The organism is Marinibacterium sp. SX1 (assembly GCF_050389775.1).
Classification (GTDB): domain Bacteria; phylum Pseudomonadota; class Alphaproteobacteria; order Rhodobacterales; family Rhodobacteraceae; genus Marinibacterium.
This window is the reverse complement of sequence record NZ_CP177144.1, coordinates 2,164,755-2,189,812: the sequence shown is the minus strand read 5'-3', so window position 1 is coordinate 2,189,812 and position 25,058 is coordinate 2,164,755. Positions and strand designations below refer to the sequence as shown.

20 protein-coding genes and 2 tRNA genes are annotated in these 25,058 nt (G+C 66.2%); 15 read left to right on the top strand and 7 right to left on the bottom strand.

Annotated elements, in window-relative coordinates; translation table 11 throughout:
- Position 1 precedes the first annotated feature (1 nt).
- The gene (locus ACK3BB_RS09730; protein WP_428928516.1) at positions 2 to 487 is read right to left on the bottom strand and encodes a division/cell wall cluster transcriptional repressor MraZ; all 486 of its coding nucleotides are present in this window, start codon (positions 485 to 487) and stop codon (positions 2 to 4) included.
- A gap of 1,048 nt (positions 488 to 1,535) precedes the next feature.
- Positions 1,536 to 2,651: a P-loop NTPase gene (locus ACK3BB_RS09725; RefSeq protein WP_428928515.1), complete on the bottom strand. Its 1,116-nt coding sequence runs from the start codon at positions 2,649 to 2,651 to the stop codon at positions 1,536 to 1,538.
- A 242-nt stretch (positions 2,652 to 2,893) separates the two neighbouring features.
- Here ACK3BB_RS09725 and ACK3BB_RS09720 point away from each other — a divergent pair, with 242 nt between their 5' ends.
- Together ACK3BB_RS09720 and ACK3BB_RS09715 are read left to right on the top strand one after the other, a co-directional pair.
- On the top strand, positions 2,894 to 3,112 hold the full coding sequence (locus tag ACK3BB_RS09720; RefSeq protein ID WP_428928514.1) for a DUF1127 domain-containing protein: 219 nt from the start codon (positions 2,894 to 2,896) through the stop codon (positions 3,110 to 3,112).
- 683 nt (positions 3,113 to 3,795) lie between these two features.
- A complete protein-coding gene (locus ACK3BB_RS09715; protein ID WP_428928513.1) occupies positions 3,796 to 4,383 on the top strand; it encodes a DUF922 domain-containing protein in 588 nt (195 codons plus the stop codon).
- Positions 4,384 to 5,045: 662 nt separating this feature from the next.
- Here the strand turns inward: ACK3BB_RS09715 and ACK3BB_RS09710 are convergent.
- Positions 5,046 to 7,508, bottom strand: a complete 2,463-nt coding sequence (locus ACK3BB_RS09710) for an ATP-dependent helicase (RefSeq protein ID WP_428928512.1) — start codon at positions 7,506 to 7,508, stop codon at positions 5,046 to 5,048.
- A gap of 177 nt (positions 7,509 to 7,685) precedes the next feature.
- Between ACK3BB_RS09710 and ACK3BB_RS09705 the strand changes: the two genes are divergently transcribed.
- The 8 genes from ACK3BB_RS09705 to ACK3BB_RS09670 all read left to right on the top strand — a co-directional run bounded on the left by ACK3BB_RS09705 (position 7,686) and on the right by ACK3BB_RS09670 (position 16,902).
- Positions 7,686 to 8,831 carry an alpha-hydroxy acid oxidase gene (locus ACK3BB_RS09705; RefSeq protein WP_428928511.1) on the top strand — a complete coding sequence of 382 codons (1,146 nt, stop codon included), beginning with the start codon at positions 7,686 to 7,688 and terminating at the stop codon, positions 8,829 to 8,831.
- Between the two features lie 131 nt (positions 8,832 to 8,962).
- Positions 8,963 to 12,403: a pyruvate carboxylase gene (locus ACK3BB_RS09700; RefSeq protein WP_428928510.1), complete on the top strand. Its 3,441-nt coding sequence runs from the start codon at positions 8,963 to 8,965 to the stop codon at positions 12,401 to 12,403.
- A 145-nt stretch (positions 12,404 to 12,548) separates the two neighbouring features.
- On the top strand, positions 12,549 to 13,454 hold the full coding sequence (locus ACK3BB_RS09695) for an SH3 domain-containing protein (RefSeq protein WP_428928509.1): 906 nt from the start codon (positions 12,549 to 12,551) through the stop codon (positions 13,452 to 13,454).
- Positions 13,455 to 13,993: 539 nt separating this feature from the next.
- Entirely contained in the window at positions 13,994 to 14,155 is a 162-nt protein-coding gene (locus ACK3BB_RS09690) for a hypothetical protein (RefSeq protein ID WP_428928508.1), read from the top strand.
- A gap of 109 nt (positions 14,156 to 14,264) precedes the next feature.
- Positions 14,265 to 14,339: transfer RNA gene (locus ACK3BB_RS09685), tRNA-Gly, on the top strand.
- A gap of 462 nt (positions 14,340 to 14,801) precedes the next feature.
- Positions 14,802 to 14,876 (top strand) — tRNA-Gly (locus ACK3BB_RS09680).
- 182 nt (positions 14,877 to 15,058) lie between these two features.
- The gene (locus tag ACK3BB_RS09675; RefSeq protein WP_428928507.1) at positions 15,059 to 15,817 is read left to right on the top strand and encodes an SDR family oxidoreductase; all 759 of its coding nucleotides are present in this window, start codon (positions 15,059 to 15,061) and stop codon (positions 15,815 to 15,817) included.
- Positions 15,818 to 16,131: 314 nt separating this feature from the next.
- Positions 16,132 to 16,902 (top strand): SDR family NAD(P)-dependent oxidoreductase, encoded by a 771-nt coding sequence (locus tag ACK3BB_RS09670; RefSeq protein ID WP_428928506.1) that lies wholly within the window; start codon positions 16,132 to 16,134, stop codon positions 16,900 to 16,902.
- Between the two features lie 228 nt (positions 16,903 to 17,130).
- Here ACK3BB_RS09670 and ACK3BB_RS09665 read toward each other — a convergent pair whose 3' ends face one another.
- From ACK3BB_RS09665 to ACK3BB_RS09655, 3 genes are all read right to left on the bottom strand, one after another.
- Positions 17,131 to 17,598 carry a PACE efflux transporter gene (locus ACK3BB_RS09665; protein WP_428928505.1) on the bottom strand — a complete coding sequence of 156 codons (468 nt, stop codon included), beginning with the start codon at positions 17,596 to 17,598 and terminating at the stop codon, positions 17,131 to 17,133.
- Between the two features lie 5 nt (positions 17,599 to 17,603).
- A complete protein-coding gene (locus ACK3BB_RS09660; RefSeq protein WP_428928504.1) occupies positions 17,604 to 17,993 on the bottom strand; it encodes an ACT domain-containing protein in 390 nt (129 codons plus the stop codon).
- A 379-nt stretch (positions 17,994 to 18,372) separates the two neighbouring features.
- Complete coding sequence (locus ACK3BB_RS09655; RefSeq protein WP_428928503.1) at positions 18,373 to 18,612, bottom strand: Lrp/AsnC family transcriptional regulator; 240 nt, start codon at positions 18,610 to 18,612, stop codon at positions 18,373 to 18,375.
- Positions 18,613 to 18,738: 126 nt separating this feature from the next.
- On the opposite strand from ACK3BB_RS09655, the gene hisB reads away from it, so the two are divergent.
- Complete coding sequence (hisB, locus tag ACK3BB_RS09650) at positions 18,739 to 19,326, top strand: imidazoleglycerol-phosphate dehydratase HisB (protein ID WP_428928502.1); 588 nt, start codon at positions 18,739 to 18,741, stop codon at positions 19,324 to 19,326.
- 256 nt (positions 19,327 to 19,582) lie between these two features.
- Positions 19,583 to 20,221: an imidazole glycerol phosphate synthase subunit HisH gene (gene hisH, locus ACK3BB_RS09645; RefSeq protein WP_428928501.1), complete on the top strand. Its 639-nt coding sequence runs from the start codon at positions 19,583 to 19,585 to the stop codon at positions 20,219 to 20,221.
- Positions 20,222 to 20,674: 453 nt separating this feature from the next.
- On the opposite strand, the gene ACK3BB_RS09640 is transcribed toward hisH, so the two are convergent.
- Positions 20,675 to 21,106, bottom strand: coding sequence for a DUF2147 domain-containing protein (locus tag ACK3BB_RS09640; RefSeq protein ID WP_428928500.1), 432 nt, complete (start codon positions 21,104 to 21,106; stop codon positions 20,675 to 20,677).
- Positions 21,107 to 21,244: 138 nt separating this feature from the next.
- On the opposite strand from ACK3BB_RS09640, the gene hisA reads away from it, so the two are divergent.
- The 3 genes from hisA to ACK3BB_RS09625 all read left to right on the top strand — a co-directional run bounded on the left by hisA (position 21,245) and on the right by ACK3BB_RS09625 (position 24,824).
- Positions 21,245 to 21,967: a 1-(5-phosphoribosyl)-5-[(5-phosphoribosylamino)methylideneamino]imidazole-4-carboxamide isomerase gene (gene hisA, locus ACK3BB_RS09635; RefSeq protein WP_428928499.1), complete on the top strand. Its 723-nt coding sequence runs from the start codon at positions 21,245 to 21,247 to the stop codon at positions 21,965 to 21,967.
- 494 nt (positions 21,968 to 22,461) lie between these two features.
- Positions 22,462 to 24,306 carry a M3 family oligoendopeptidase gene (locus ACK3BB_RS09630; RefSeq protein ID WP_428928498.1) on the top strand — a complete coding sequence of 615 codons (1,845 nt, stop codon included), beginning with the start codon at positions 22,462 to 22,464 and terminating at the stop codon, positions 24,304 to 24,306.
- Positions 24,303 to 24,824, top strand: coding sequence for a GNAT family N-acetyltransferase (locus ACK3BB_RS09625; protein WP_428928497.1), 522 nt, complete (start codon positions 24,303 to 24,305; stop codon positions 24,822 to 24,824). Before ACK3BB_RS09630 ends, ACK3BB_RS09625 begins: the two co-directional genes overlap by 4 nt.
- The last annotated feature ends 234 nt before the right edge of the window (positions 24,825 to 25,058 follow it).

The following is a 25,058-nucleotide window of genomic DNA, read 5'->3' as shown; positions in this document are numbered from 1 at the left end:
TCTAGCCCGCCTCCGACTTGGAGGTTTCAAGCTGGCGCAGGACGATGTCCAGCGCATCCAGCGGCGCGGTGCCCGGATCCAGGTCAAAGCCCAGGTCCTCGTCACCGTCATCCTCTTCGAGGTAATCCTCGTATTCGGCCTCGGACCAGATCTGGAACGTCCGCAGGGTGCCGACGAAAACCGCATTGGTTTCAAGATCCAGCCCGATGATGTCGCGGTGCCGCTGGGGGATCACCAGCCGGCCGTCGGGATCGATCTGGATGGGAATGGATTTCGAGATGTACTGGCGGACCAGCTTGCGCTTGAGCCGGGATTCGGGAAGCCGCTCGATCTTTTCGGCCCGCTCGTCGGCGGCCTTGACCGTGAAACCTTCGAGAAACCGGTTGTCGCTGCCACCGTAGACCAGGACCAGGTTGGGACGTTCGCCATCGGACCACGCGGGATCGCCGGATTCGAGCACGCGACGGAAGTCGGCCGGAATGGACATCCGGCCCTTCTTGTCCACCTTGAAGGTGTGCTCGCCTCTGAACCTGGGTTCCAAGGAACCGTCCCTTTGTTCGCGCTGTCCCTATGTGCGTCCTGCGCCTGCCCCGTCCCCCGAAAGTCGTGTCTTGAAAGGAAAACGGCGGGTTGAACTGCTGCCACTGTTCAACCCGCCGCCCTCGTCCCGCTGTGCGGGGGTGTCCAGCAACGCGCGCCACCTGGGGGGATGTCTGCTCGCTCGCGCGCCGGATCCTTTGTTAGTCAAATGAAAGGGGGGTGCCTGTATTTACTTGCCTACTTGTCGAGCTCTGGCGGCTCTTTTTGTCTTGGTCTTCACTGCCCCGTCTCATCGGACAATCATGTTGTGGCACGGGAAAGAATGGGGATCAACAGGAAATCGTGGGCATGACCCCCACCGAACGGGTGGGATTGCCCGGGCATCAAGGGGCCGCGCCATGGGAATGCGCTGAATTCAGCCCAGATCAACCCACCTCACGAACCCGCGACACAAGATGTGGTGGAGGCAGAGTCCACCCCACCCGTTCCCACCACCACCCATGGAAGGCCAACTTTTTTTCAGATTCTTGCCAAATGAGCCCGGATTCCACCCGAAATCGCCCTGGAAGGGTGATTCGGACGGCCATTCCCACCCGGAATCCGGGCCAGCCCCGGGAAATCCCGCGCATGAAAAGAGCCGGCGCGGGGTTTCCCATGCCGGCTCCCATCTATTCCCGTGGATTTTCCCGTGCAGGCCCCACGCCATCCCATGGCGATCCCATGATCAAGCCGTGATCTGCCCATCGCGGCCCCGGAAACGGCCCGAAAAGACGCGGGCACGGCGCGGGAATGCACCAGACATCTAAGTATCACCCAGGGCCAGCCCGTATCGCCAGGGACCAGCCCGTATCGCCCGGACCGGGCGCGGCCCACCTTCCGGCCCGCGACCGGGAACAGACCCGGCCAAGCCGGGCGCTCGCCCTGGCGACGCTCTACCCACGCCACCTGACACCGGGCGCCGATCCGGCCAGGCCAGACCCGCGCCCCGGAGCCCTTCAGGCCATGCCGCCCGCCACCAGCCCGGCCGCGATCTTGCCATAGGCCAGCGCCATCGGCCCGTCGCCGGCCGCCACCGGCACGCCCTTGTCCCCCGACAGCCGGGTTTCCAGGTCGATCGGCAACATGCCCAGCAGCGGCACGCCCATCGCCTCGGCCTCGGCCTGCACGCCGCCATGACCAAAGATCTCGGTCTCCTTGCCGCAATGGGGGCAGACAAAGCTTGACATGTTCTCGATCAGGCCCAGGACCGGCGTCTTGAGCGTCTGGAACATGTCCAACGCCTTGCGCGCATCCAGCAGCGCCACGTCCTGCGGGGTCGACACCACGATGGCTCCGGTCACCTGGGCCTTGGTCGACAGGGTCAGCTGCACATCGCCCGTGCCCGGCGGCAGGTCGACGATCAGAACGTCCAGCTCGCCCCAGGCCACCTGGCCCAGCATCTGCTGCAACGCCCCCATCAGCATCGGCCCGCGCCAGATCACCGCCTTACGCTCTTCGACCATGAAGCCCAGCGACATCAGCGTGACCCCATGGGCATGCAGCGGCTCGATGGTCTTGCCATCGGGCGAGGCCGGCTTGCCCTGGGCGCCCATCATCCGCGGAATCGACGGACCATATATATCGGCATCCAGTAGCCCGACTCGCCGCCCCGCCCGGGCCAGGGCCACGGCCAGGTTGGTCGCAACGGTGGATTTTCCCACGCCGCCCTTGCCTGACCCTACGGCAAGGATGCGGTCGACGCCCGAGGGTTTCATCGGCCCGTCCTGCGGCTTGGCATGGCCGCCGATCTTCAGGCTGGGCGGCTTCTGACCCGCCCCGCCCGGCCCACCCGGTGCGCGGGCCGCCGCGCCGCCCTGCCCCGCCGGCGCATGGGCCGTCAGCGCGACCGACACCGCCGTCACGCCATCCAGCGCCGCCACGGCCCGTTCCGCCGCCGCCCGGACCGGCTCCATCTGGCGGGCCTGCTCGGGGCTATCCGCTTCTATAACAAAGCGAACATTGCCCCCGTCCAATTGTACGGCCCGGATCATGTCCCGGCTGACCAGCGTGCCCCCGTCCGGTAGGGCCACCGTTCCCAGGGCCGTTTCGACCTGTCCACGTGTCAATGTCATGGTGTCCTCCTGCGTCGGTTGCCGGACTATCTGGCAGGTGGCCCCGGAATGACAAGCCCATGTGCAAAGGACGGGCGACCCTGCCCGACCTTGCAGCGCCCGGTTATTTACTCGCGTCAAGGTTCATGCAGTTTCTGCATAGCAGCGTTGAAGAGGTGTCCATTGTGCACCTGCAGCATGGTTCGTAAGTTAGGGCCAACAACGACGACAGAACAACAACATAGAAACGCAAGGCCAGACACATGAGCAAGCAGATCGCCCTTTCGGCACCCGTGGCAAACGAGCCCGCCTTTCTGCGCAACCTGATGGATCGCATCGTTGCGCGGCGCGCCCGCAACAAGATCTACCGGGAAACGCTCGCCGAGCTGCGTTCGCTGAGCGACCGTGACCTCGGAGACCTGGGGATCGCACGCAGCAACATCGGCAGCGTGGCCTGGGACGCGGCAAACGGCGCCCGCTGAGGCGCAACCAGATAACAGAGATCAGGTTTCCATCTCCTCCTCCCTTGGGAACCTGACCTAGCGGCGGCATCCTCCTCCTCCCTGATGTCGCCGCCCTTTATACCGGCCCGAGCCGGAACAAGATGCACCAAGGGCTTCCTCCTCCCTCGCCCAAGGTGCTTCAGCGGCTGGCGCCACTCCTCCTCCCTAGGTGCCGCCGCGACCCATACCGGCCCGAGCCGGAACATGATGCACCAAGGGCTTCCTCCTCCCTCGCCCAAGGTGTTGCAGCGGCTGGCGCCACTCCTCCTCCCTAGGTGCCGCCGCGACCCATACCGGCCCGAGCCGGAACAAGATGCACCAAGGGCTTCCTCCTCCCTCGCCCAAGGTGTTGCAGCGGCTGGCGCCACTCCTCCTCCCTAGGTGCCGCCGCGACCCATACCGGCCCGAGCCGGAACAAGATGCACCAAGGGCTTCCTCCTCCCTCGCCCGCGGTGTTGCAAGCAAGCGGCGGCGCCACTCCTCCTCCCAGGCGCCGCCGTTTCGCTTTTCAGCCCTCCCGAAAACTGCGCCCCCGAAAAAATCGCACCGCACAGCGCGGCCTGTGACCTGGTTCGCAGAACGTCGCCGTGCTTGGGGCTAGGGTCGCGCCATGGATGGGCCGCGATGGTCGCCGCCCTCCGCCAGCGTTGATGGAGGTAACGATGGCCGACACGAAAACCGAGAAATTTCCCAAGATCACTGTGAAATCCAGCATCGCCAAGCCGGGCAGCAAGAAGAGCCTGACCGTCAAGGGCGTGACCCTGGATGAGCTGCGGACCAACCTGAACAAGCATGATCATTGGGGCGAATACGTCTGCAACGCCAACATGGGCTACAAGAACGACGGCAAGAAGCGCATCGTCGAGGTCTCGGTCAGCGCCAAGCCCGATATCTACATGCCGGTCTGGTCGGATTATTCCAAGGCGTCCAAGGACGACAAGAAGGCCTGGGACGACATGTATGCCAAGCTGCTGAAACACGAGACCAATCACCATTACCTCGCGCTCGAGGTCTTTGCGATCTTCCTGCAGGAGATCGAGGTGCAGAACGCCCAGGCCGAGGCGACCAACAAGGCCGTCGAAAAGGAAAAGGACCCCAAGAAGAAGGAAAAGCTGTTGGCCGGGTTCAAGCCCTGGACGGTGACCACGCTGAAGGCCCGGCTCAAGACCCTGGGCACCGACCTGCAGAAGGTGCAGGACGATTACGACAAGAAGACGAACCACGGCCAGAAGGAAGGCGTCAAGATCTGACCCCACCTGACAGGCCCCACTCGCGTGACGCTCACCACGCGGCGGCGGGGCACACTTGGGGTTTCGGATGGCTCGACCGCAAAGGATTGATCGCAAAGGCTTTGTGACGGGGACCAGATCGGAAACCTTCGACCTGTGGGGCCACCCGGTCACGCCCGCCGACAGATTGCGGACACGACAGACCTTCGGGTCCGTTCGACATCGTTCGGGTTAGATGCCCGATCGGATATGCCAAGGGGGCCAACCGACCACGTCTGGCAAGGGATCCCGACAGGCCTGACCAATGGGACCGAACGACAACGTTCAATCAAGGCGCCAGATCGGTCATGCCTCCTAGAGGGCCGACCAGCCACGTCCGGCCAGAGGTGCTGACAAGGCAGAGCAGTTGGACCGTTCGACGAAAGTTCACGATTGAAAAGCGCCCTCCCCCAGGAGCCAACCGGCCACGTCCGGCCAAAGGGACCTACGGGGCGGATCAATGAGGCCGGCACCAATGGGCCGGAACGGAACCGCCCGGCCAAGGGCCCCGACACGGCAGGCCCGCCGCAAGCGCCCCGTTCGCACAGACGCCTGCAAACCGGCAGCGCCACGGGCCAGGTCAAGCTGCCTCGACAAACAGGCCGCGTCAGCGCCCCACCACTGACCCGCTCAAACCGCCCCTATCAGAATGGAATGTCGTCGCTCGCCGAGACGAACCGGGCCACGACTTTCTTGGTCCCGGCCTTTTCGAAGTCGATTTCCAGCTTGTCGCCCTCGATCCCCACGATCGCGCCATAGCCGAACTTCTGGTGGAACACCCGTTCCCCCATGGTAAAGCTCGACACCGCGTTCAGGTCGATCACCGTGTTGCGACTTTCCTTGGGCTGGGCCATCGGCCGCTGGCTGCTGCGTTCCTGCAACCGTTTCCAGCCGGGGGAATTGTAGACATTGGCCTCGGCCGCCCGGGCCTCGACCCCGCCGCCGGCCATGCCCGAACCGACCGACCCGCTGGCCGCCCCGAAACCGCCGCCGTAAAGGCCCGGCGGGGTCAGCACCTCGACATGGGGTTCGGGCAGCTCGTCGACGAATCGCGAGGGCAGCGCCGATTGCCACTGGCCAAAGATCCGCCGGTTGGCCGCGAAGGAAATCGTGCAGACCTCTTCGGCCCGGGTGATCCCGACATAGGCCAGGCGGCGTTCCTCTTCGAGCCCCTTCAACCCGGTCTCGTCCATCGACCGCTGCGAGGGGAACAACCCGTCTTCCCAGCCTGGCAGAAAGACCGCCGGGAATTCCAGGCCCTTGGCCGCATGCAGCGTCATGATCGAGATCTTGGCATCCGCATCGTCGCTTTCATTGTCCATGATCAGCGCGACATGTTCCAGGAAGCCTTGCAGGTTCTCGAAGGACTCCAGCGCCTTGACCAGTTCCTTGAGGTTTTCCAGCCGGCCCGGCGCCTCGGGCGTCTTGTCGTTCTGCCACATCTCCGTATAGCCGGATTCGTCGAGGATCATCTCGGCCAGTTCGATATGCGACACCTGCGGCGCGCCCCGCCGCGTCTCGCCGGCCACGAAGGGCGGCTCGTCGTCGATGACCGCCGTATCCTCGTCGTCGTTCATGACCCGCACGACCGGGCCCAGCATCGTCTCGCGCCAGCGCGCCAGGCTTTCGACCAGGTGGCGCAGCTGGTTGCCGCCCTTGCCCTTGATCAGCCCGTTTTCCACGGCCAGCGCCGCACCTTGGATCAGCGACACTCCGTTGGCCCGGGCCGTCACCTGGATCGTCTGCTGGGCCTTGTCGCCCAGGCCGCGCTTGGGCGTGTTGACGATGCGCTCGAAGGCCAGGTCGTCGTCGGGCGACACCACCAACCGGAAATAGGCCATGGCATCGCGGATCTCCATCCGCTCGTAGAATCGCGGGCCGCCGATCACGCGATAGGGCAGCCCGATGGTCAGGAACCGGTCCTCGAAGGCGCGCATCTGGTGCGAGGCACGGACCAGGATGGCCATGTCATCCAGGCTGTAGGGCCGCATGCCCCGGGTGCCGCGCTGCATCGATTCGACCTCTTCGCCGATCCAGCGCGCCTCTTCCTCGCCGTCCCAATGGCCGATCAGGCGGACCTTCTCGCCCTCCTGCGCCTCGGTCCACAGCGTCTTGCCCAGCCGGCCCTCGTTGGCGTCGATCACCCCCGAGGCGGCGGCCAGGATATGCGGGGTCGAGCGGTAATTCTGTTCCAGCCGAACGACATGGGCGCCCGGAAAATCCTTTTCGAACCGCAGGATGTTGCCCACCTCGGCGCCGCGCCAGCCATAGATCGACTGGTCGTCGTCGCCCACGCAGCAGATGTTCTTGTGGCCCGAGGCCAGCAGCCTCAGCCACAGGTACTGGGCCACGTTGGTATCCTGGTACTCGTCGACCATGATGTAGCGGAACCAGCGCTGGTATTGCTCCAGCACGTCGGGGTGATCCTGGAAGATCGTGACCATGTGCAGCAGCAGGTCGCCGAAATCGACGGCGTTCAGCTCGCGCAGGCGTTCCTGGTACAGCGTGTAGAGCCCGACGCCCTTGTGATTGTAGGCCCCGGCATCAGCTGCCGGCACCTTGCCGGGCGTCAGCGCCCGGTTCTTCCAGCCGTCGATGATATTGGCCAGCTGGCGCGCCGGCCAGCGCTTGTCGTCGATGCCCGCGGCCTGCACCAGCTGTTTCAGCAGGCGCAGCTGGTCGTCGGTGTCGAGGATGGTGAAGTTCGATTTCAGCCCGACCAGCTCGGCATGGCGGCGCAGGAGCTTGACGCAGATCGAATGGAAGGTGCCCAGCCAGGGCATGCCCTCGATGGCCTGGCCCAGCATGCCGCCGACGCGGTTCTTCATCTCGCGCGCGGCCTTGTTGGTGAAGGTCACGGCCAGGATCTCGTTCGGGCGGGCCGAACCGGTGTTCAGCAGGTGCACGATTCGCGCGGTCAGCGCCTTGGTCTTGCCGGTCCCCGCCCCGGCCAGCATCAGGACCGGCCCGTCGAGATGTTCGACAGCCTCGCGCTGTGCGGGGTTCAGCCCGTCGAGATAGGGCATCGGCCGGCTGGCCATGGCCCGGGCCGACAGGGACGTTCGGTCGGCCTGTTCAAAGGCATCCATGTCATCGAAACTGCTCATGACCCGATCCTAGCGCGGTTCGGCCCAGCCGAAAAGGCTTGTTCGCCCTTCGTTCACCGCAAAATCGTCCGATCCGGATACGTTTTCTTGCAAGAAAACGGCGCGGAAAATTCGAATTTTCCGCCAACCGCCTGATGCCTCTGGACTTCCCCGCCGAACTTTGGTCACCGTCCGTCCGTGAACCTGCACCAGACCTATCCCGCCCTGTCCGATCTGCGCCGCCGTGCCCGCCGGCGCCTGCCCACCTTTGTCTGGGAATATCTCGACAGTGCCACCGGGACCGAGGCCACCAAGCACCGCAACCGGGCCGAGCTGGACCGCATCGGCTTTGCGCCGTCGATCCTGCATGGCGCGTTCAAGCCCGACCTGACCACCCGGCTCTTCGGCCATGATTTTCCCCTGCCCGTCGGCATGGCCCCGCTGGGCATGTCGGGGCTGATCTGGGAACGAGCCGAGATCCACCTGGCCCGGGCCGCGGCCGAGGCCGGGCTGCCGTTCTCGCTGTCCACCGTGGCCACCCGCGCGCCCGAGGACCTGGCCCCGCACCTGGGCGGCCATGGCTGGTTCCAGCTCTATCCGCCCAAGGACGAGGGCATCCGCAAGGACATGCTGGCCCGCGCCCGCGATGCCGGGTTCACCGGGCTGATCCTGACCGTCGACGTGCCCGTGGCCTCGCGCCGCGAACGCCAGACCCGGTCCGGCCTGACCAGCCCGCCCAGGCTGACGCCCCGGCTGATGGGCCAGGTGGCGCTCTGCCCGGCCTGGGCCTGGGCGATGCGCGGCGAACGCGGCATCCACATGCGCACGCTGGACAAGTATTCCGATATGCAGGCCAACCTGCCGCCCACGGAACATATCGGCTACCTGCTGCGCACCTCGCCCGACTGGGACTACCTGCGCTGGCTGCGCGACCACTGGGACGGCCAGCTGATCGTCAAGGGCGTGCTGCGCGGAGAGGATGCCACCCGGCTCGAAGCCGAGGGCGTCGATGCGCTCTGGGTGTCGAACCATGCCGGGCGGCAGTTCGATGCTGCACCTGCATCCATCACCGCCCTGCCCGAGGTCCGCGCCGGCACATCCCTGCCGATTCTCTTCGACAGCGGCATCGAAAGCGGGCTCGACATCCTGCGCGCGATCGCCCTTGGCGCCGATTTCGTCATGCTGGGCAGGGGGTTCCACTATGCCCTGGCCGCACTTGGCCCGACCGGCCCGGCCCATCTGATCGATATCCTGGCCCGCGATCTCGAGGCCAACATGGGCCAATTGGGCGCGCGCGACCTCAAATCCCTGCCCCCTGCCTTTTCGCTGGACCATCGCGCCTAAATAACGCCATTCTGCACCGCAGAACCGCGAGGAGGCGCGTTCAGACCAAAGACCGGCTTGAAGGAGGGCCGGTCTTGTTCATGCTCTGACGCCAGCGGTTCGACGTGTCGAACTAAGGACGAGGCCAAAGTATGACCGAATTCCGCAAGATCCTGGTGGCCAACCGGGGCGAAATTGCCATCCGCGTGATGCGCGCCGCCAACGAGATGGGCAAGCTGACCGTTGCCGTCTTCGCCGAGGAGGACAAGCTGTCGCTGCACCGGTTCAAGGCCGACGAGGCCTACCGGATCGGCGAGGGGCTGGGCCCGGTCCAGGCCTACCTGTCCATCGACGAGATCATCCGCGTGGCCAAGGAATGCGGGGCCGATGCCATCCACCCCGGCTACGGGCTGCTGTCCGAGAACCCCGAGTTCGTCGATGCCTGCGCGGCGGCGGGCATCACCTTCATCGGCCCCAAGGCCGACACGATGCGCGCGCTCGGCGACAAGGCCAGCGCCCGCAAGGTGGCCATCGAGGCCGGCGTGCCGGTCATCCCGGCGACCGAAGTGCTGGGCGACGACATGGAGGCCATCGCGACAGAGGCCGCCGAGATCGGCTATCCGCTGATGCTCAAGGCGTCCTGGGGCGGCGGCGGCCGGGGCATGCGGCCCATCGCGGCGCCCGAAGAGCTCAAGGAAAAGGTGCTGGAAGGCCGGCGCGAGGCCGAGGCGGCCTTTGGCAATGGCGAAGGCTACCTGGAAAAGATGATCACCCGCGCCCGCCATGTCGAGGTGCAGATCCTGGGCGACAAGCACGGGTCGATGTATCATCTGTTTGAACGCGATTGCTCGGTCCAGCGACGCAACCAGAAGGTCGTCGAACGCGCGCCCGCGCCCTATCTGACCGAAGAGCAGCGGGCCGAGATCTGCGACCTGGGCTATCGCATCTGCAAACACGTCAATTACGAATGCGCCGGCACCGTCGAGTTCCTGATGGACATGGACACCGGCCATTTCTACTTCATCGAGGTCAACCCCCGGGTGCAGGTCGAACACACGGTGACCGAGGAAGTCACCGGCATCGACATCGTGCGCGCCCAGATCCTGATCGCCGAGGGCAAGACCATTGCCGAGGCCACGGGCAAGGCCGGCCAGGAAGATGTCACGCTGAATGGCCATGCCATCCAGACCCGGATCACGACCGAGGACCCGCAGAACAACTTCATCCCCGATTACGGCCGCATCACGGCCTATCGCGGGGCGACCGGCATGGGCATCCGGCTGGACGGCGGCACGGCCTATTCCGGGGCGGTGATCACGCGGTACTACGATTCGCTGCTGGAAAAGGTCACGGCCTGGGCGCCGACACCCGAAATGGCCATCGCCCGGATGGACCGCGCCCTGCGCGAATTCCGCATCCGGGGCGTGTCGACCAACATCGCCTTCGTCGAGAACCTGCTCAAGCACCCGACGTTCCTGAACAACGAATACACCACCAAGTTCATCGACACGACCGACGCGCTCTTCGATTTCGTCCAGCGCCGCGACCGGGCCACGCGCATCCTGACCTATATCGCCGACATCACGGTCAATGGTCACCCCGACGTGGCCGGCCAGCCGCGCCCGCCGGCCACGCTGAAACTGCCCGTCGCCCCCCGGCCCATGGCCGAGGCCCCGGCCCCGGGCACCAAGCAGATCCTCGACGAACAGGGCCCGCAGGCCGTGGCCGACTGGATGGCCGCCCAGGACCGGCTGCTGATCACCGACACGACCATGCGCGACGCGCCGCAATCGCTGCTGGCCACGCGGATGCGCTCGCTCGACATGATCAAGATCGCGCCGAATTACGCACGTGACCTGCCGCAGCTGTTCTCGGTCGAATGCTGGGGCGGGGCGACATTCGACGTGGCCTATCGCTTCCTGCAGGAATGCCCCTGGCAGCGCCTGCGCGACCTGCGCGCGGCCATGCCCAACGTGATGACCCAGATGCTGCTGCGCGGTTCGAACGGGGTCGGTTACACGAACTATCCCGACAACGTGGTGCAAAGCTTCGTCAAGCAGGCGGCGACCACGGGCATCGACGTCTTCCGCGTCTTCGACCCGCTGAACTGGGTCGAGAACATGCGCGTGTCGATGGATGCCGTGCTGGACAGCGGCAAGCTGCTGGAAGGCGCGATCTGCTACACCGGCGACATCCACGACCCCGACCGGGCCAAGTACAACCTCAAGTATTATGTCGACATGGCCAAGGAGCTGAAGGCCGCCGGCACCCATGTGCTGGGCCTCAAGGACATGGGCGGGCTGGTCAAGCCGCGCGCTGCGACCGTGCTGGTCAAGGCGCTGAAGGAAGAGGTCGGCCTGCCGATCCATTTCCACACCCATGACACGGCCGGCATCGCCTGCGCCTCGATCTTTGCCGCGGCCGAGGCCGGGGTGGATGCGGTCGACGGGGCGATGGATGCGCTGTCGGGCAACACCAGCCAGGCGACGCTGGGCACGCTGGTCGAGGCCCTGCGTCATTCCGAGCGCGACACCGGGCTGGACATCGACGCCATCCGGCGGATCTCGAACTACTGGGAGATGGTGCGCAACCATTACGCGGCCTTTGAATCCGGCATGCAATCGCCCTCGTCCGAGGTCTATCTGCACGAGATGCCCGGCGGCCAGTTCACCAACCTCAAGGCCCAGGCCCGGTCGATGGGGCTGGAGGACAAGTGGCACGAGGTGGCCAAGGCCTATGCCGACGTGAACCAGATGTTCGGCGACGTGATCAAGGTGACGCCCATTGCCAAGACCGTGGGCGACCTGGCCCTGATGCTGGTCAGCCAGGGCATGACGACCGAAGAGCTGTTGAAGCCCGACACCGAATTCTCCTTCCCCGACAGCGTGATCACGCTGATGAAGGGCAATGTCGGCCAGACCCCGGGCGGCTTCCCGCCCGCCATCGTCAAGAAGGTGCTCAAGGACGAAGAGCCGATCACCGTGCGCCCCGGATCGCTGCTGGACCCGGCCGACATGGAGGCCGAGCGGCGCAAGCTCGAAGAGAAGTACGAGATCGAGATCGATGACGAGGATCTCAACGGCTACATGATGTATCCCAAGGTCTTTACCGATTACGTCGAGCGCCACGCGATCTATGGCCCGGTGCGCACCTTGCCCACGCGGACGTTCTTCTATGGCATGGAGCCGGGCGAGGAAATCACCGCCGAGATCGACCCGGGCAAGACGCTGGAAATCCTGTTCCAGACCGTGTCCGAGACCGACGAGAACGGCGAGGTGCGGGTGTTCTTCGAGCTCAACGGCCAGCCCCGGGTGATCCGCGTGCCCAACCGCAAGGTCCAGGGCACGACGGCGGCCCGGCCCAAGGCCGATCCGGGCAACCCCGATCACGTCGCCGCGCCGATGCCCGGGGTGGTGGCCTCGGTCTCGGTCCAGCCGGGGGCGACGGTCAAGGCCGGCGACCTGCTGCTGACCATCGAGGCGATGAAGATGGAGACCGGCATGCATGCCGAGCGCAATGCGACCGTCAAGGCCGTACACGTCCAGCCCGGTGGCCAGATCGACGCCAAGGACCTGCTGATCGAGTTCGGCTGAGCCGATCGCCCTGCCGCCCGGCCAATTGTGCCGGGCGGCACGTTTCCTTCGAAACAGGGGCAAAAGGCCCTCAAAATGCCCAAAAGCGGCGCCCTTCCCGCCTTGCCGGGGGCCTAGGTCTTCCGCTGAAAGGGAGACCCCACCCATGCGTTTCATTATCGGTGCCCTGTCCGGCATTATCGTCCTGCTGGTCGGAGCCGTGGCCTTTACCGCGCTGAACCCACTGCCCGCCCGCGACGGCGCGACGAACGACCGGCCGGGTATTGTGCAGGGGGCCGCGCCGCAGGCTGGGGAGGCCGACACCTCACCTGCCGCAGAGGTCACGCGCACCGAGCAGGCCCTGCCCGATACCTCGCTGCGCCCGACCCTGTCCGCGCCACAGGCCCTGCCCGACGCCTCGCTGCGTCCGGCCCTGTCCGCGCCTCAGGCACAGCCCGACACCTCTTTGCGTCCGGACCAATCCGAACCCCAGGCCCAGCCTGAAGCCACGCCGGACACTCTGCCCGCCCCCGCCGAAGATGCCGACGCCCGCGCGCCGCTCTCCGACCCGCCCATGCCACAAGCCACGGCCTCCCCCACCGCCACGCCCGATCCGGCCGGACGCCAGCTCGCGGCCATCGACGGGTCCACACCCCTGAGCCCCGCCCCGGCCGACATCCCCGCTGCCGACACGCCCCCCGCCGAAGGCCCGACTCTGGCCACCCCCGCTCCGCAGGCCGAGGCGCCCGCACTGCCGGGCCCCGCAAATGGCGCTGCCCTACCCCTTCCGACCACGCTGGCCGCACTGCCCGCCGTCACCGACACGCCCCCGGCCCCGCCGGTCATCGACACCGGCGCCGCGCCACGCGTCTATGTCACCGGCGAACGGGTCAACATGCGCGCGGGCCCCGGCTCGCGCCACGACTGGCTGGCCAGCCTGACCCGGGGCACCGGGCTGACGCTGATCGAAAAGCGCGGCCGCTGGTACAAGGTCGAAACCCGCGTCGACGGCCAGCTGGTCACCGGCTGGATGGCCGCCGCCTTCCTCAGCGACGCCCCTCTCGACACCTGAGCTCCCGGTCGTCCGCGTAGGGTGGGGTTTACCCCACCGCCTGCCAGCCCCCTTGCCCGCGTAGGGTGGAGTTCACCCTGCCGCCCGCTCCCGCTTGCCCTCATCGGGCACCCTGCCTTCGAGCTCGGCACGCGCCACCGCACTCCCTGCCTATCCGGGGCCCAACTCAGCGCTTAGACGCCCAGCTTGCCGTGAAGGGCGAGATTACCAAATCACCCCCCGGTCCCAGCACCCTCAGAGCCTCCCGCAGGTCGCCCTTGGCCCCCGGCCCACGCGCTTCCAGCACATCCAACACCCCCGCTCGACACTCGAAACCCCAACCATCCGCGTAGGGTGGGGTTCACCCCACCGCTCCCCCTCACCGCCCTCAAGCAGGTCGCCCGCGCCACCTGCCTCTCCGCTCCCGCCTTCAAGCCCCCACGGGCAGCTTTCCGCCCGGCACACGATTTCGTGCTCTTCCCCACCGTCGGATCACCCTGCCTCACGCGTTCAATCCCCCAATAGCGGAAGACAACGCGCAACAGGACAGGGAGCGTGAGATGAGGCGTCTCGACAGAGTGAAGGTCGGCCTGCTGGTTCTGGCCATCGGCCTGGCATTGGTCACCCAACACCGGCTGGATCCGCCGGACCCGATCGAATGGCAGGACGATGCCGAGGCCAGCGACGGCACGCCCTGGCCGGTCGGCCATCACATCGGCTGAGCCGCCCGGCCGGCGCCCCTCCGCCGGGTGGCAAGTTTTTTCGCCCCGGCCGCGTTTTTGCTCTTGCGGCCGGGCGGCACAATTTATAATTCCCCTCTACCCAATGGATGCGGGCGTAGCTCAGGGGTAGAGCATTACCTTGCCAAGGTAAGGGTCGTGAGTTCGAATCTCATCGCCCGCTCCAACAAACTCTCCGACAGGAACGAAGATCAGGTGACCGGCCTCTGGCCGCCCCGATCCTGTTCGGCCTGTCGCCGGGCCTTTTGGATGGCCTGTTTCCCCGGTTCCTCCGTGAGTGCCTGTTCAACGGTCCGACGCGCCTTTCGGCCCCGGGTCCATTGCGCGCGTGCCTCCCTGTCGCGCCGCCATGCCTCCGGCCCCGCACCACTCCCTACCGCTCCTACGGTCCGGCCACGTGGCCTCCCACCCCCTCAGCACACACAACACCCGGACGTTGCCACACGCGCCGCGGCCTCTCCCCCCAGCCGAACGGCGCGCACGTCCAGCCTGCCGCCAAGCCGCTCCTCGCTCCTGCCCCGCCCCGGCCCACCATCTCCCCCGCCCAGGGGATGCCGTTTGGTCAGCCGCGCATTTTTCTCTTGCGCTCCCCGGCGGGAACCAATACGTCACGCCCTACCCAAAGGACGCGGGCGTAGCTCAGGGGTAGAGCATTACCTTGCCAAGGTAAGGGTCGTGAGTTCGAATCTCATCGCCCGCTCCATTATCTCTCTTGCAGAGACCGACCAAAGGGCCGCCATCGCGCGGCTCTTTGTCGTTTCTCCCCTTCGGTGCAGCCGTGCAGAGCCCCTGTGCGCCATGACGTCCCCGCAGGAACCGGGTCGCCCCGGGGCCGCCCCCCGGGGCCAATGGGCGGAGTTCATCCAAGCACACCGGAGACCTCCCATGCGTTTCACCGACAGGACCTACATCATCACCGGCGCCAGCAGCGGCATCGGTCACGCCGCCGCCGGGTTGCTGGCCGCCGAGGGCGCCCGGCTGGTGCTGACCGCCCGCCGGGCCGACCGGCTCGACCGCCTGGCTGCCGAACTGCAGGCCCGCCACGGCCCCGACCGGGCCGTCGCCCTGCCCGGCGACGTGCGCGACGAATCCCATGCCCGCGCCCTGGTGACCCTGGCCACCGAGCGGTTCGGCGGGCTGGACGGGGCGTTCAACAATGCCGGCACGACCGGGCCGGCCGGGCCGTTGACCGCGCTCGACGCGGCCGATTGGCATGACGTGATCGACACCAACCTCACCGCCGCGGCCCTGGGCGCCAAGCACCAGATCCCGGCCCTGCTGGCCCGGGGCGGCGGGTCGCTGGTCTTTACCTCGTCCTTCGTCGGCCATGCCACCGGCCTGCCCGGCATGGCGGCCTATGCCGCGGCCAAGGCCGGGCTGGTCGGGCTGACCCGGGTGATCGCCGCCGAACAGGGCGGCGCGGGCATCCGGGCCAATGCCCTGCTGCCCGGCGGCACGATGACCGAGATGGCCGGCAGCGATCCGGCCTTCCATGACTGGGTGAGCGGCCTGCATGCCCTGCGCCGCATGGCCACCCCCGACGAGATCGCCCGGGCGGCGCTGTTTCTGTTGTCCGAGGATGCGTCCTTTGTCACCGGCACGGCGCTCTTTGCCGATGGCGGCAATGCGATCTTCAAGGGCTGATCCCACGGCCTTTGCCCGCCCGCCGGGAGCCTTTCGCCCGGCGGCGGGTCGTGCGCGGCACCAATGACCGAGCACAGGTCCCACGCGGGGAGGCGCATCATGAAGCGACGATCGCCGCCTCACATAAGCCGCCCTGGCATGAACGGTGCCACACGGCTTGCCTGTTCGTCAGAGGCACGGCCTTTGGCTAAGTGCCCTACCGTGAGGCAGCTTTTGGCTCTTGCTGCCATGAAAGTCCGCCCTGCGGGCCGAGCGGGTTCTCGCATCTGCGACAGGGCGCATAGGATGTTCCCGGAACAGGACAGGAAGAGGCTATGGACCGCGCACCACATCTCTCACTGGCGGGGCAAAACATCCTGATCACCGGGGCATCCGGCGGAGTTGGTCGCGTGTTGGTCGAGCGCGTTGCCGCTTTGGGCGCAAAACCTGTCATCCATTACGCACATAACCGCGACAGCGCTGAAGAGCTCCTTGCAAGCATCGGTGGTACCGGCTTGGTGGTGCAGGCGGACCTCGCAGATCCCTTGGGGGCAACGTCTCTTTGGACACGCTCCGAACGCGCCTGCGGTCGACTGCATGCGCTCATCAACAACGCCGGAATGCGCGCGACAACGCGTGTCGAAGACCACCTGACAGATTGGCAGCGCGCCTGGGAAACGGATGTGCGCATCAATCTGCTGGCTCCGGCCGATCTGTGTCGCTCGGCCATTTCGCACTTTCGGCAACATGGTGGCGGGCGGATCATCAATATTGCCAGCCGGGCCGCCCAACGGGGCTATACGGAAGACCACATGCCCTATGGGGCCTCAAAGGCCGGTCTGATCAACCTGACAAAATCCATCGCTCGAAACTTCGGCAAGGACGGGATCATCGCCATTGCCATCGCGCCGGGGTTTGTGCGCACGGACATGGCCGAAGACTTCATTCGCGAGAAAGGGCGAGAAGCGGCGGTCGGCGACATACCGATTGGCGAAATGGTCGAGCCTTCCGAACTGGCCGATCTCGTGGCCCTGACCCTCGCGGGATCGCAACGCTCGCTCAGCGGCGCAACGCTCGACATGAATGGCGCGAGCTATATTCGCTGAAGGATAACACAGGGTTCTTGGCGGTCATGCGACAGCACCACGGTTTCCTCGCCCAGGTGAAACAGGTCATCGGGGCGCTGACGGCCTGCTCGAAGGGTGGCGCGTCGCCACGGCGCAGGTTCCCCGAACCAGTCATACGTTGCCGCCTGAACCATGGCTGACAGCCCAAGGGCGGCAGTGCGGACAAGGCTGCCTCTTGCCGCGCCTGCATTGATGTCGGCTATCGACTTATCCCGGCATGTTTCCAGATTGCCGCGAGAGCGTTCCAGCCAGCGGAAAGACCGCGTCATATGCAAACGTGAACACGTATGTATAAACGACGACAAAGGACGTTAGGACGATGTTCACCGACAGCGCTTCGATAAAGGCAATATCCAGCCAATACGCTTTGATCGGCAAGGAGATGAGTGTCAGCAGGACCTCGAACCCGGCGGCGTGCAGCATGCGTTGCTTCCAGTTTCGTTCGCTGGCAACACGGCCCTGGCGTGCATCAATCCGGTCAAGAACCCAGTTATAGACGAGATTACAGATCATCGCGTTCATGCAAAGGATCAGCATGAGAAGACCGATATTGGCCAGCGACCTCTCGAAAAAGAGCGCGCCGACCGGAACGACCAGCGCCATCAGGAAGATTTCGAACAAGAGCGCATAGCGAAGTCGATCTCTGGCCGAGCGAATGGCAACCGTGCTCCCCATTCCGGTCACCTGCTCTCGACCACATGACCGGCGGCCTCAAGAAAACGCGTCGCGTTCTCGACCTCTGACGAGGGGACAAGCACGTGTTCCCCATCAAAGGTGCAGACGACGAAAACGCCGATCCCGTTGGCAGACAGCGGGTCAATCAGCGCACGCACGATGCCTGCGGCATCAAACGGGAAAGGGCCAATGGTGCGCAGGCACGCCCACCCCGTGTCTGCCTCGACGCCCTGTGGCACGCGATCCTCAAGGCAGACCAGAGTTGTCTCGTCATCGGAATGGATGACAGCTCTGAAGCCGGGGCCGTTCAGCCAGGCGGGAAGGCTGGCATCCACCGGCAGGCGGGCAATGGCGTAACGCCCCGGGACAAAACGGATTTTCAGGTTTTGGCTCACGATGGCCCCTCCTCAGGTTTACTGAAGAAGGACATTCCCCTGTTGGCAATTCCTGCCCATTGGGGAGCTTCATCTTCCAAGATGATCGTGCCGAAAAAATAACTCATGTCCTTGGCAAAGCCAAGCGGACATCAATGTAGACTGCAGTATCCGCCGAAAAGGACCCCCATGACGCCATTCACCGCGCGGCCAGCCAACGTCAGCCACCCCCAACCCAGCCAGCGGCCCTTGCGAGGCGCCCTTCCGACAGCGATGAAACCCCGGCGCCGCGCCGACACCATCTTGCCCCGTCTCCCAAAGGCCCCCATGGCACGAACCCCGCGCTCCCGCACCCTGATCACGCGGTTCACCGGGCCGGCCGCTCCGGGAATGGACCCGTTCAGAAGGCCTTGAACGTCATGGTCGTCAGCGACCGTTCGATATCGGGGATCGTGAGCAGGTGGTCGTTGATGTACTTGCCCACGTCCTCGCCCGTCGGGATGTAGAGCTTCATCAGCAGGTCGTATTCGCCGGACGTCGAATAGAGCTCGGAATGGATCTCGCGCAGGGCGATGTCCTCGGCCACCTTGTAGGTCTTGCCGGGCGTGCAGCGGATCTGGATGAAAACGCAGGTGGTCATGGCAAGGGCCTTTCGCAAGCGCGGGCCGGGCCCGCCGTCTGGGGCGCAAGCTGTCACGGCCCGCCCGGCGTTGCAATCCCCCGCACCGGCCCTGTAAACCGGGGGCGCATCACCAAGGAGCCGCCCATGCGACGCGCCCAGATCACCCGCAAGACCGCCGAGACCGACATCACCGTGATGATCAACCTCGACGGCACCGGGTCCTACGACAACCAGACCGGGGTCGGCTTCTTCGACCACATGCTCGACCAGCTGGCCCGCCATGCCCTGATCGACATGCATATCCGCGCCACGGGCGACCTGCATATCGACGACCACCACACCGTCGAGGACACCGGCATTGCCATCGGCCAGGCCCTGACCCAGGCCATGGGCGACAAGACGGGCATCACGCGCTACGGCGCCTGCCTGCTGCCGATGGACGACGCCTTGGTGCGCGCAGCGCTCGACCTGTCGGGCCGGCCCTACCTGGTCTGGAACGTCGACATGCCGGCCCAGAAGATCGGCACGTTCGACACCGAGCTGGTGCGCGAGTTCTTCCAGGCCCTGTCGACCCATGGCGGGATCACCCTGCATGTCGACCAGCTGCACGGGCTCAACGCCCACCACATCGCCGAGGCCGCGTTCAAGGCCGTGGCCCGCGCCCTGCGCGACGCTCTGGAAACCGATCCGCGCAAGGCCGATGCCGTGCCGTCGACCAAGGGCATGCTCTGAGCACAGGCCCGGTCATGCGCGCCCATGGCCAGGTGCCGGGCGCATGACCGGGCTGCGCTGGCCATTGTCCTTGACCCCGGTCCTGGCCAGACGCCCCTGGCCCCGGTCCCTGGCTGCCATCTCTGGCCTTTGCCTCTGGCCCCAGCCCCCTGACCCACGTCGCTGCCCCGGCCCACACGCCTCAGGCCCTTGACCCCCCGGCCGTTTCGCTTCACTTCCCAGCCCAACCCGACCATTCCGCGCAAGGAGCCGCGCCATGCTGACCGCCATCGTCGATTACGAAGCCGGCAACCTGCATTCGGCCGAAAAGGCCTTTCAGCGCATGGCCGCCGAAACCGATGCCGGCCAGGTCGTGGTGACCGACCAGGCCGAAGTCGTGGCCCGGGCCGATCGCATCGTCCTGCCCGGTGACGGGGCCTTTCCGGCCTGCATGTCGGAGCTCAAGGGCCACAAGGGCATCTTCGAAGCCATGGTCGAGGCCGTGACCCAGCGCGGCCGGCCCTTCCTGGGCATCTGCGTGGGCATGCAACTGATGGCCACGCGCGGGCTGGAATATTCCGAAACGGCCGGGCTCGACTGGATCGGTGGCGAAGTCGACCACATCCGGCCATCCGATGCCGGGCTGAAGGTGCCCCACATGGGCTGGAACGACCTGGTCCTGCGCGGCGCCCATCCGGTCTTTGACGGGATTGCCACGGGCGACCATGCGTATTTCGTGCATTCCTACCAGTTCCGCACCACCGATCCGTCCGAGACCCTGGCCGATGTCGATTACGGCGGGCCGGTCACGGCCGTGGTCGGGCGCGACACGATGATCGGCACCCAGTTCCACCCCGAAAAGAGCCATGCCACCGGGCTGCGCCTGATCGCCAACTTCCTCAACTGGAAACCCTGACGCCCCGCTTAAGCCCCGCCGGGCCGGGGCTCGTCGCATGAGCCCCCCTGACGCAAAAGGCCCCGGACAATCGCCCGGGGCCTTCGGTATCTTGCGGCACGGAGCAGCATCCCACCGGCCGACCTGTTTTCCGGCACGGCGGGGCGGTTTTCCACGGATCGGCTTGCCATCGACCCAAAAGATCGGCGGCCCGCCCTTGACGGCCCTGTCACGCTAATTGACGTGCCACACGATATTGCGGGCCAGCATCCCAATTGCGGGCCAGCATCCCACCGGTCGGTTGATCATCCTGCACCGCAGACCAACGTTCCACCAACAGGCCAAGCATCCTGACCGGCGTATCTACCCACCGATCACCCCCCAGTCCGTCGGACCCGATGCCCCGCCAATCTCCGCGCCGCCCTGCGGCCGAGGCGCACCGCCTTGGCGCACCCCGGTCCCGCCAAGACCCGTTTACTTCACCCGGGCCCAATCCTGGCCGCGGCAGATCATGCCCCCGGCCACGCAGCCCTTCACCTTCAGCACATTGCCCGACAGCGCCATCTTCGACGCATAGGTCTTGCCCGTGTCCGGCGCCCAGATCTTGCCGCCGCCATAGGCCCCACCGCCCTCGGCCACCATGTCCCACAGGATCGGCTTGCCCAGGTGCGCATAGCTGCCCGACACCCCGCCGGTCGCATCATAGGCCTTGGCAATCGTCCCGCAAAGCTTGGCCCCGCAGGGCGCGATGGTCACCAGCAGATAGCCCCCGTCCTCGCCCTCGGCCGTCTTCCACGTGCCGGCCGCCGGATCGGCCGCCAGCGGCCCGGCCAGCGCGCCCGCCAGGACGCCGCCCAGAATGCCGGCCAGCATCCCCCGGCCCATGCGTGTCACCAGATGTGTCATGTCCCGTCTCCTCCTCCTCGGACGGTCCCAGCCTGCGTCCCCGCCCGCCCCCGGATCAAGCCTGACCCTACGGCGCGTTGCGCAACGTCCCGGCCCGTGCCATACGGCCCCGACAGCTGAAAACCGGGAAAGCCACGGATGATCCTCTACCCCGCAATCGATCTCAAGGACGGCCAGGCCGTGCGCCTGCTGCGCGGCGACATGGACAAGGCCACCGTCTTCAACGACGATCCCGCCGCCCAGGCCCGGGCCTTTGTCGAGGCCGGCTGCGAATGGCTCCACCTCGTCGATCTCAACGGCGCCTTCGAAGGCACCCCGGTCAATGCCGCCCCGGTCGAGGCCATCCTCGCCGCCTGCCCGGTGCCGGCCCAACTGGGCGGCGGCATCCGCGACATGGCCACAATCGAAACCTGGCTCGACAAGGGCCTGGCCCGGGTGATCCTGGGCACCGTTGCCGTCGAGAACCCCGATCTCGTCCGCCAGGCCGCCCGCGCCTTCCCCGGCCACGTGGCCGTGGGCATCGACGCCCGGGGCGGCAAGGTCGCCACCCGCGGCTGGGCCGAGGAAACCGAGGTCGAGGTCACCGACCTGGCGCGCAGCTTCGAAGATGCCGGCGTGGCGGCCATCATCTACACCGACATCAACCGCGACGGCGCGATGCAGGGGCCGAACATCGCGGCCACCGCCGCCCTGGCCCAAGCGGTCTCGATCCCTGTCATCGCCTCGGGCGGCGTCTCGTCGCTGGACGATCTCATCGCCCTGCGCGATTGCGGCGCCGCGCTCGACGGCGCCATCTCCGGCCGCGCCCTCTATGACGGCGCGCTCGACCTGGCCCAGGCCCTGGCCACGCTCAAGGCCTGACCCCCGGGGCGGCCCCATGGCCGCCCTTTGGCCCACATCGGATCACCCGCGCCCGGGGTCGCGCCCCAAAGGTCACGCCCCCGCCCCGGCTCCGATCCCGGCCTTTGATCAAACCCTTCACGACCACACCACCAATCACGCCCACACGCCTGATCACGGCTCGCCTCTGGATCACGGCCACGCGCCCGACGACGGCCCCCCTCCTGATCGCCCCACGGCCAATGATCAACCCGCCCCGGGTCGTGCCCGCGTCCTGCTTCTTTCTCTTTCCAAGTATTCCCGGGGGAGTCCTCCAACGGAGGACGGGGGCAGCGCCCCCTCTTCCCCCGCCACGCGCCCCGTCCGCCCGGCCCTCGCGCCCCGTCATCACCGCCCCTGCCCCCACGCCATCCGCCGCCCATGACAACAGACCCGCACGGCACCGGTTGTCTGCGCATCACCGCGCGCATAGGTTTGCCCGCAACCCGGCTTGCCTGATCCAAAGAGGACACCCCATGTTCCACCTGCCCTTCCCCGCCCCCGGACACCCCACCCGGCCCGCCTTCGACATCGCCGGCGAAACCGGGTCCGGCGGGCTCGGCAACCTGCCAGTCTGGGACCTCACCGACCTCTACGCCGCCCCCGACGCCCCCGAGCTTCAGGCCGATCTCGACTTCGTCGAAACCGCCTGCGCCAGCTTTGCCGCCGATTACGAAGGCCAGCTGGCCACGCTCGACGCCGCCGGCCTGCTCGATTGCGTCCGCCGCAACGAAGCCATCTCGACCAAGATGGGCCGCATCATGTCCTATGCCGGCCTGCGCTATTACCAGAAGACCACCGATGCCGAGCGCGCCAAGCTGCTCTCGGATCTGCAGGAAAAGATCACCAATTTCTCCACCCCCACGGTCTTCTTCACGCTCGAACTCAACCGCCTGCCCGACGATCATCTCGACCGGCTCTTTGCCGACAATGCCGATCTGGCCCGCTACAAGCCCGTGTTCGACCGCATCCGCGCGATGAAACCGCACCAACTGTCGGACGAGCTGGAAAACTTCCTGCATGATCTCGGCGTGGTCGGTGACGCCTGGGAACGGCTCTTCGACGAAACCATCGCCGGGCTGACCTTCGATGTGGCCGGCGAGACCCGCAATCTCGAAGCCACGCTGACCCTGATGACCGAGCAGGACCGCGCCCTGCGCGAGGAAGCCGCCCACGAGATCGCCCGCGTGCTGGACGACAACGTCAAGACCTTTGCCCGGGTCCACAACACCCAGGCCAAGGAAAAGGAAATCATCGACCGCTGGCGCAAGATGCCCTCGGCCCAGCATGGCCGGCACCTGTCGAACCATGTCGAACCCGAGGTCGTCGAAGCCCTGCGCACGGCCGTGGTCAACGCCTATCCCCGGCTCAGCCACCGCTATTACGAGCTCAAGCGCCAGTGGCTCGGCCTCGACCGCATGCAGGTCTGGGACCGCAACGCCCCGCTGCCCATGGAAGACGACCGCCGGATCGGCTGGGACGAGGCCGAGAAGACCGTGATGGAGGCCTATGCCGCCTTCGATCCGCGCATGACCGACATCGCCGCGCCGTTCTTCTCGAAGGGCTGGATCGATGCCGGGGTCACCGAAGGCAAGGCCCCGGGCGCCTTTGCCCATCCCACGGTGACCGAGGTGCATCCCTACATCATGCTGAACTACCTCGGCAAACCGCGCGATGTCATGACCCTGGCCCACGAGCTCGGCCACGGCGTCCACCAGGTGCTGGCCGCCGGCCAGGGCGAGATGCTGTCGTCGACGCCCCTGACCCTGGCCGAAACCGCCTCGGTCTTCGGCGAGATGCTGACCTTCCGCAAGCTGCTCGACCAGGCCGAGACCCCGGCACAGCGCAAGGTGCTGCTGGCCGGCAAGGTCGAGGACATGATCAACACCGTCGTCCGCCAGATCGCCTTCTACGATTTCGAATGCAAGCTGCACGACGCCCGGCGCGGCGGCGAGCTGACGCCGGACCAGATCAACGCGCTGTGGATGTCGGTCCAGGGCGAAAGCCTCGGGCCGGCCTTCGATTTCATGGACGGGTACCAGACCTTCTGGGCCTATATCCCGCATTTCGTCCATTCGCCCTTCTACGTCTATGCCTATGCCTTCGGCGACGGGCTGGTGAACGCGCTCTACTCGGTCTATGCCGAGGGCGGGCCGGGCTTCCAGGACAAGTATTTCGACATGCTCAAGGCCGGCGGGTCGATGCACCACAAGGAGCTGCTGGCGCCCTTCGGGCTCGACGCGTCCGATCCGGCGTTCTGGAACAAGGGGCTCGACATGATCTCGGGCTTCATCGACGAACTGGAAGCGATGGAAGCATGAGCGACACCGCATCGGCCGCGCCCCTCGCGCGGCCGGCCATCACCCTGGCGCCGCTGCCCCGCGACCAGATCGGCCGGGTGGATCATTTCACCCTGCCGCCCGATCAGGCGCCGTTTTCCGCCCATCCCCGCGATGTGATGGACGCGCCTGACACGCGCGACGGCCATGTCATCCTGGCCGATGGCCAGCCCGCCGGGTTCTTTGCCATCGATCGCGACTATCCCGACCATCACGATTTCGCCCCCGAGGGCACGATTGGCCTGCGCATGTTCTCGGTCGATCATGGCCAGCAGGGCCGGGGCGTGGCCAGCAACGGCTGCCGGGCGCTGGCCGGATACCTGGCCGCGCAATATCCCGGGACGGGCAGCTGTTACCTGACGGTCAATTGCCGCAATGCGGATGCCTACCGGGTCTATATCAAGGGCGGGTTCGTCGACACCGGCGCGCTCTACCTCGGCGGCGGCTTCGGGCCACAGCACATCATGTGCCTCGACCTGAAACATCCGCCCGCCGGATGATAGCCGTAGGATGGGTGATATCACCCATCCTACACGCGCCAACCCATTCTGAATCAATCACAATTTCCGCCCCACCCGGCCCGGCCGGCGGATCCTCGCGTGTTCCCTGCCGTAACGAACAGCACATGCGCGTGAGCGCAAACAACATCCCCTAACGATTCCTAAACTTTTGCGCCATATTCACAGCCCACCCCTTGCACCGGGGCCGGCAGGCTCCATATGGGATGTTAATAG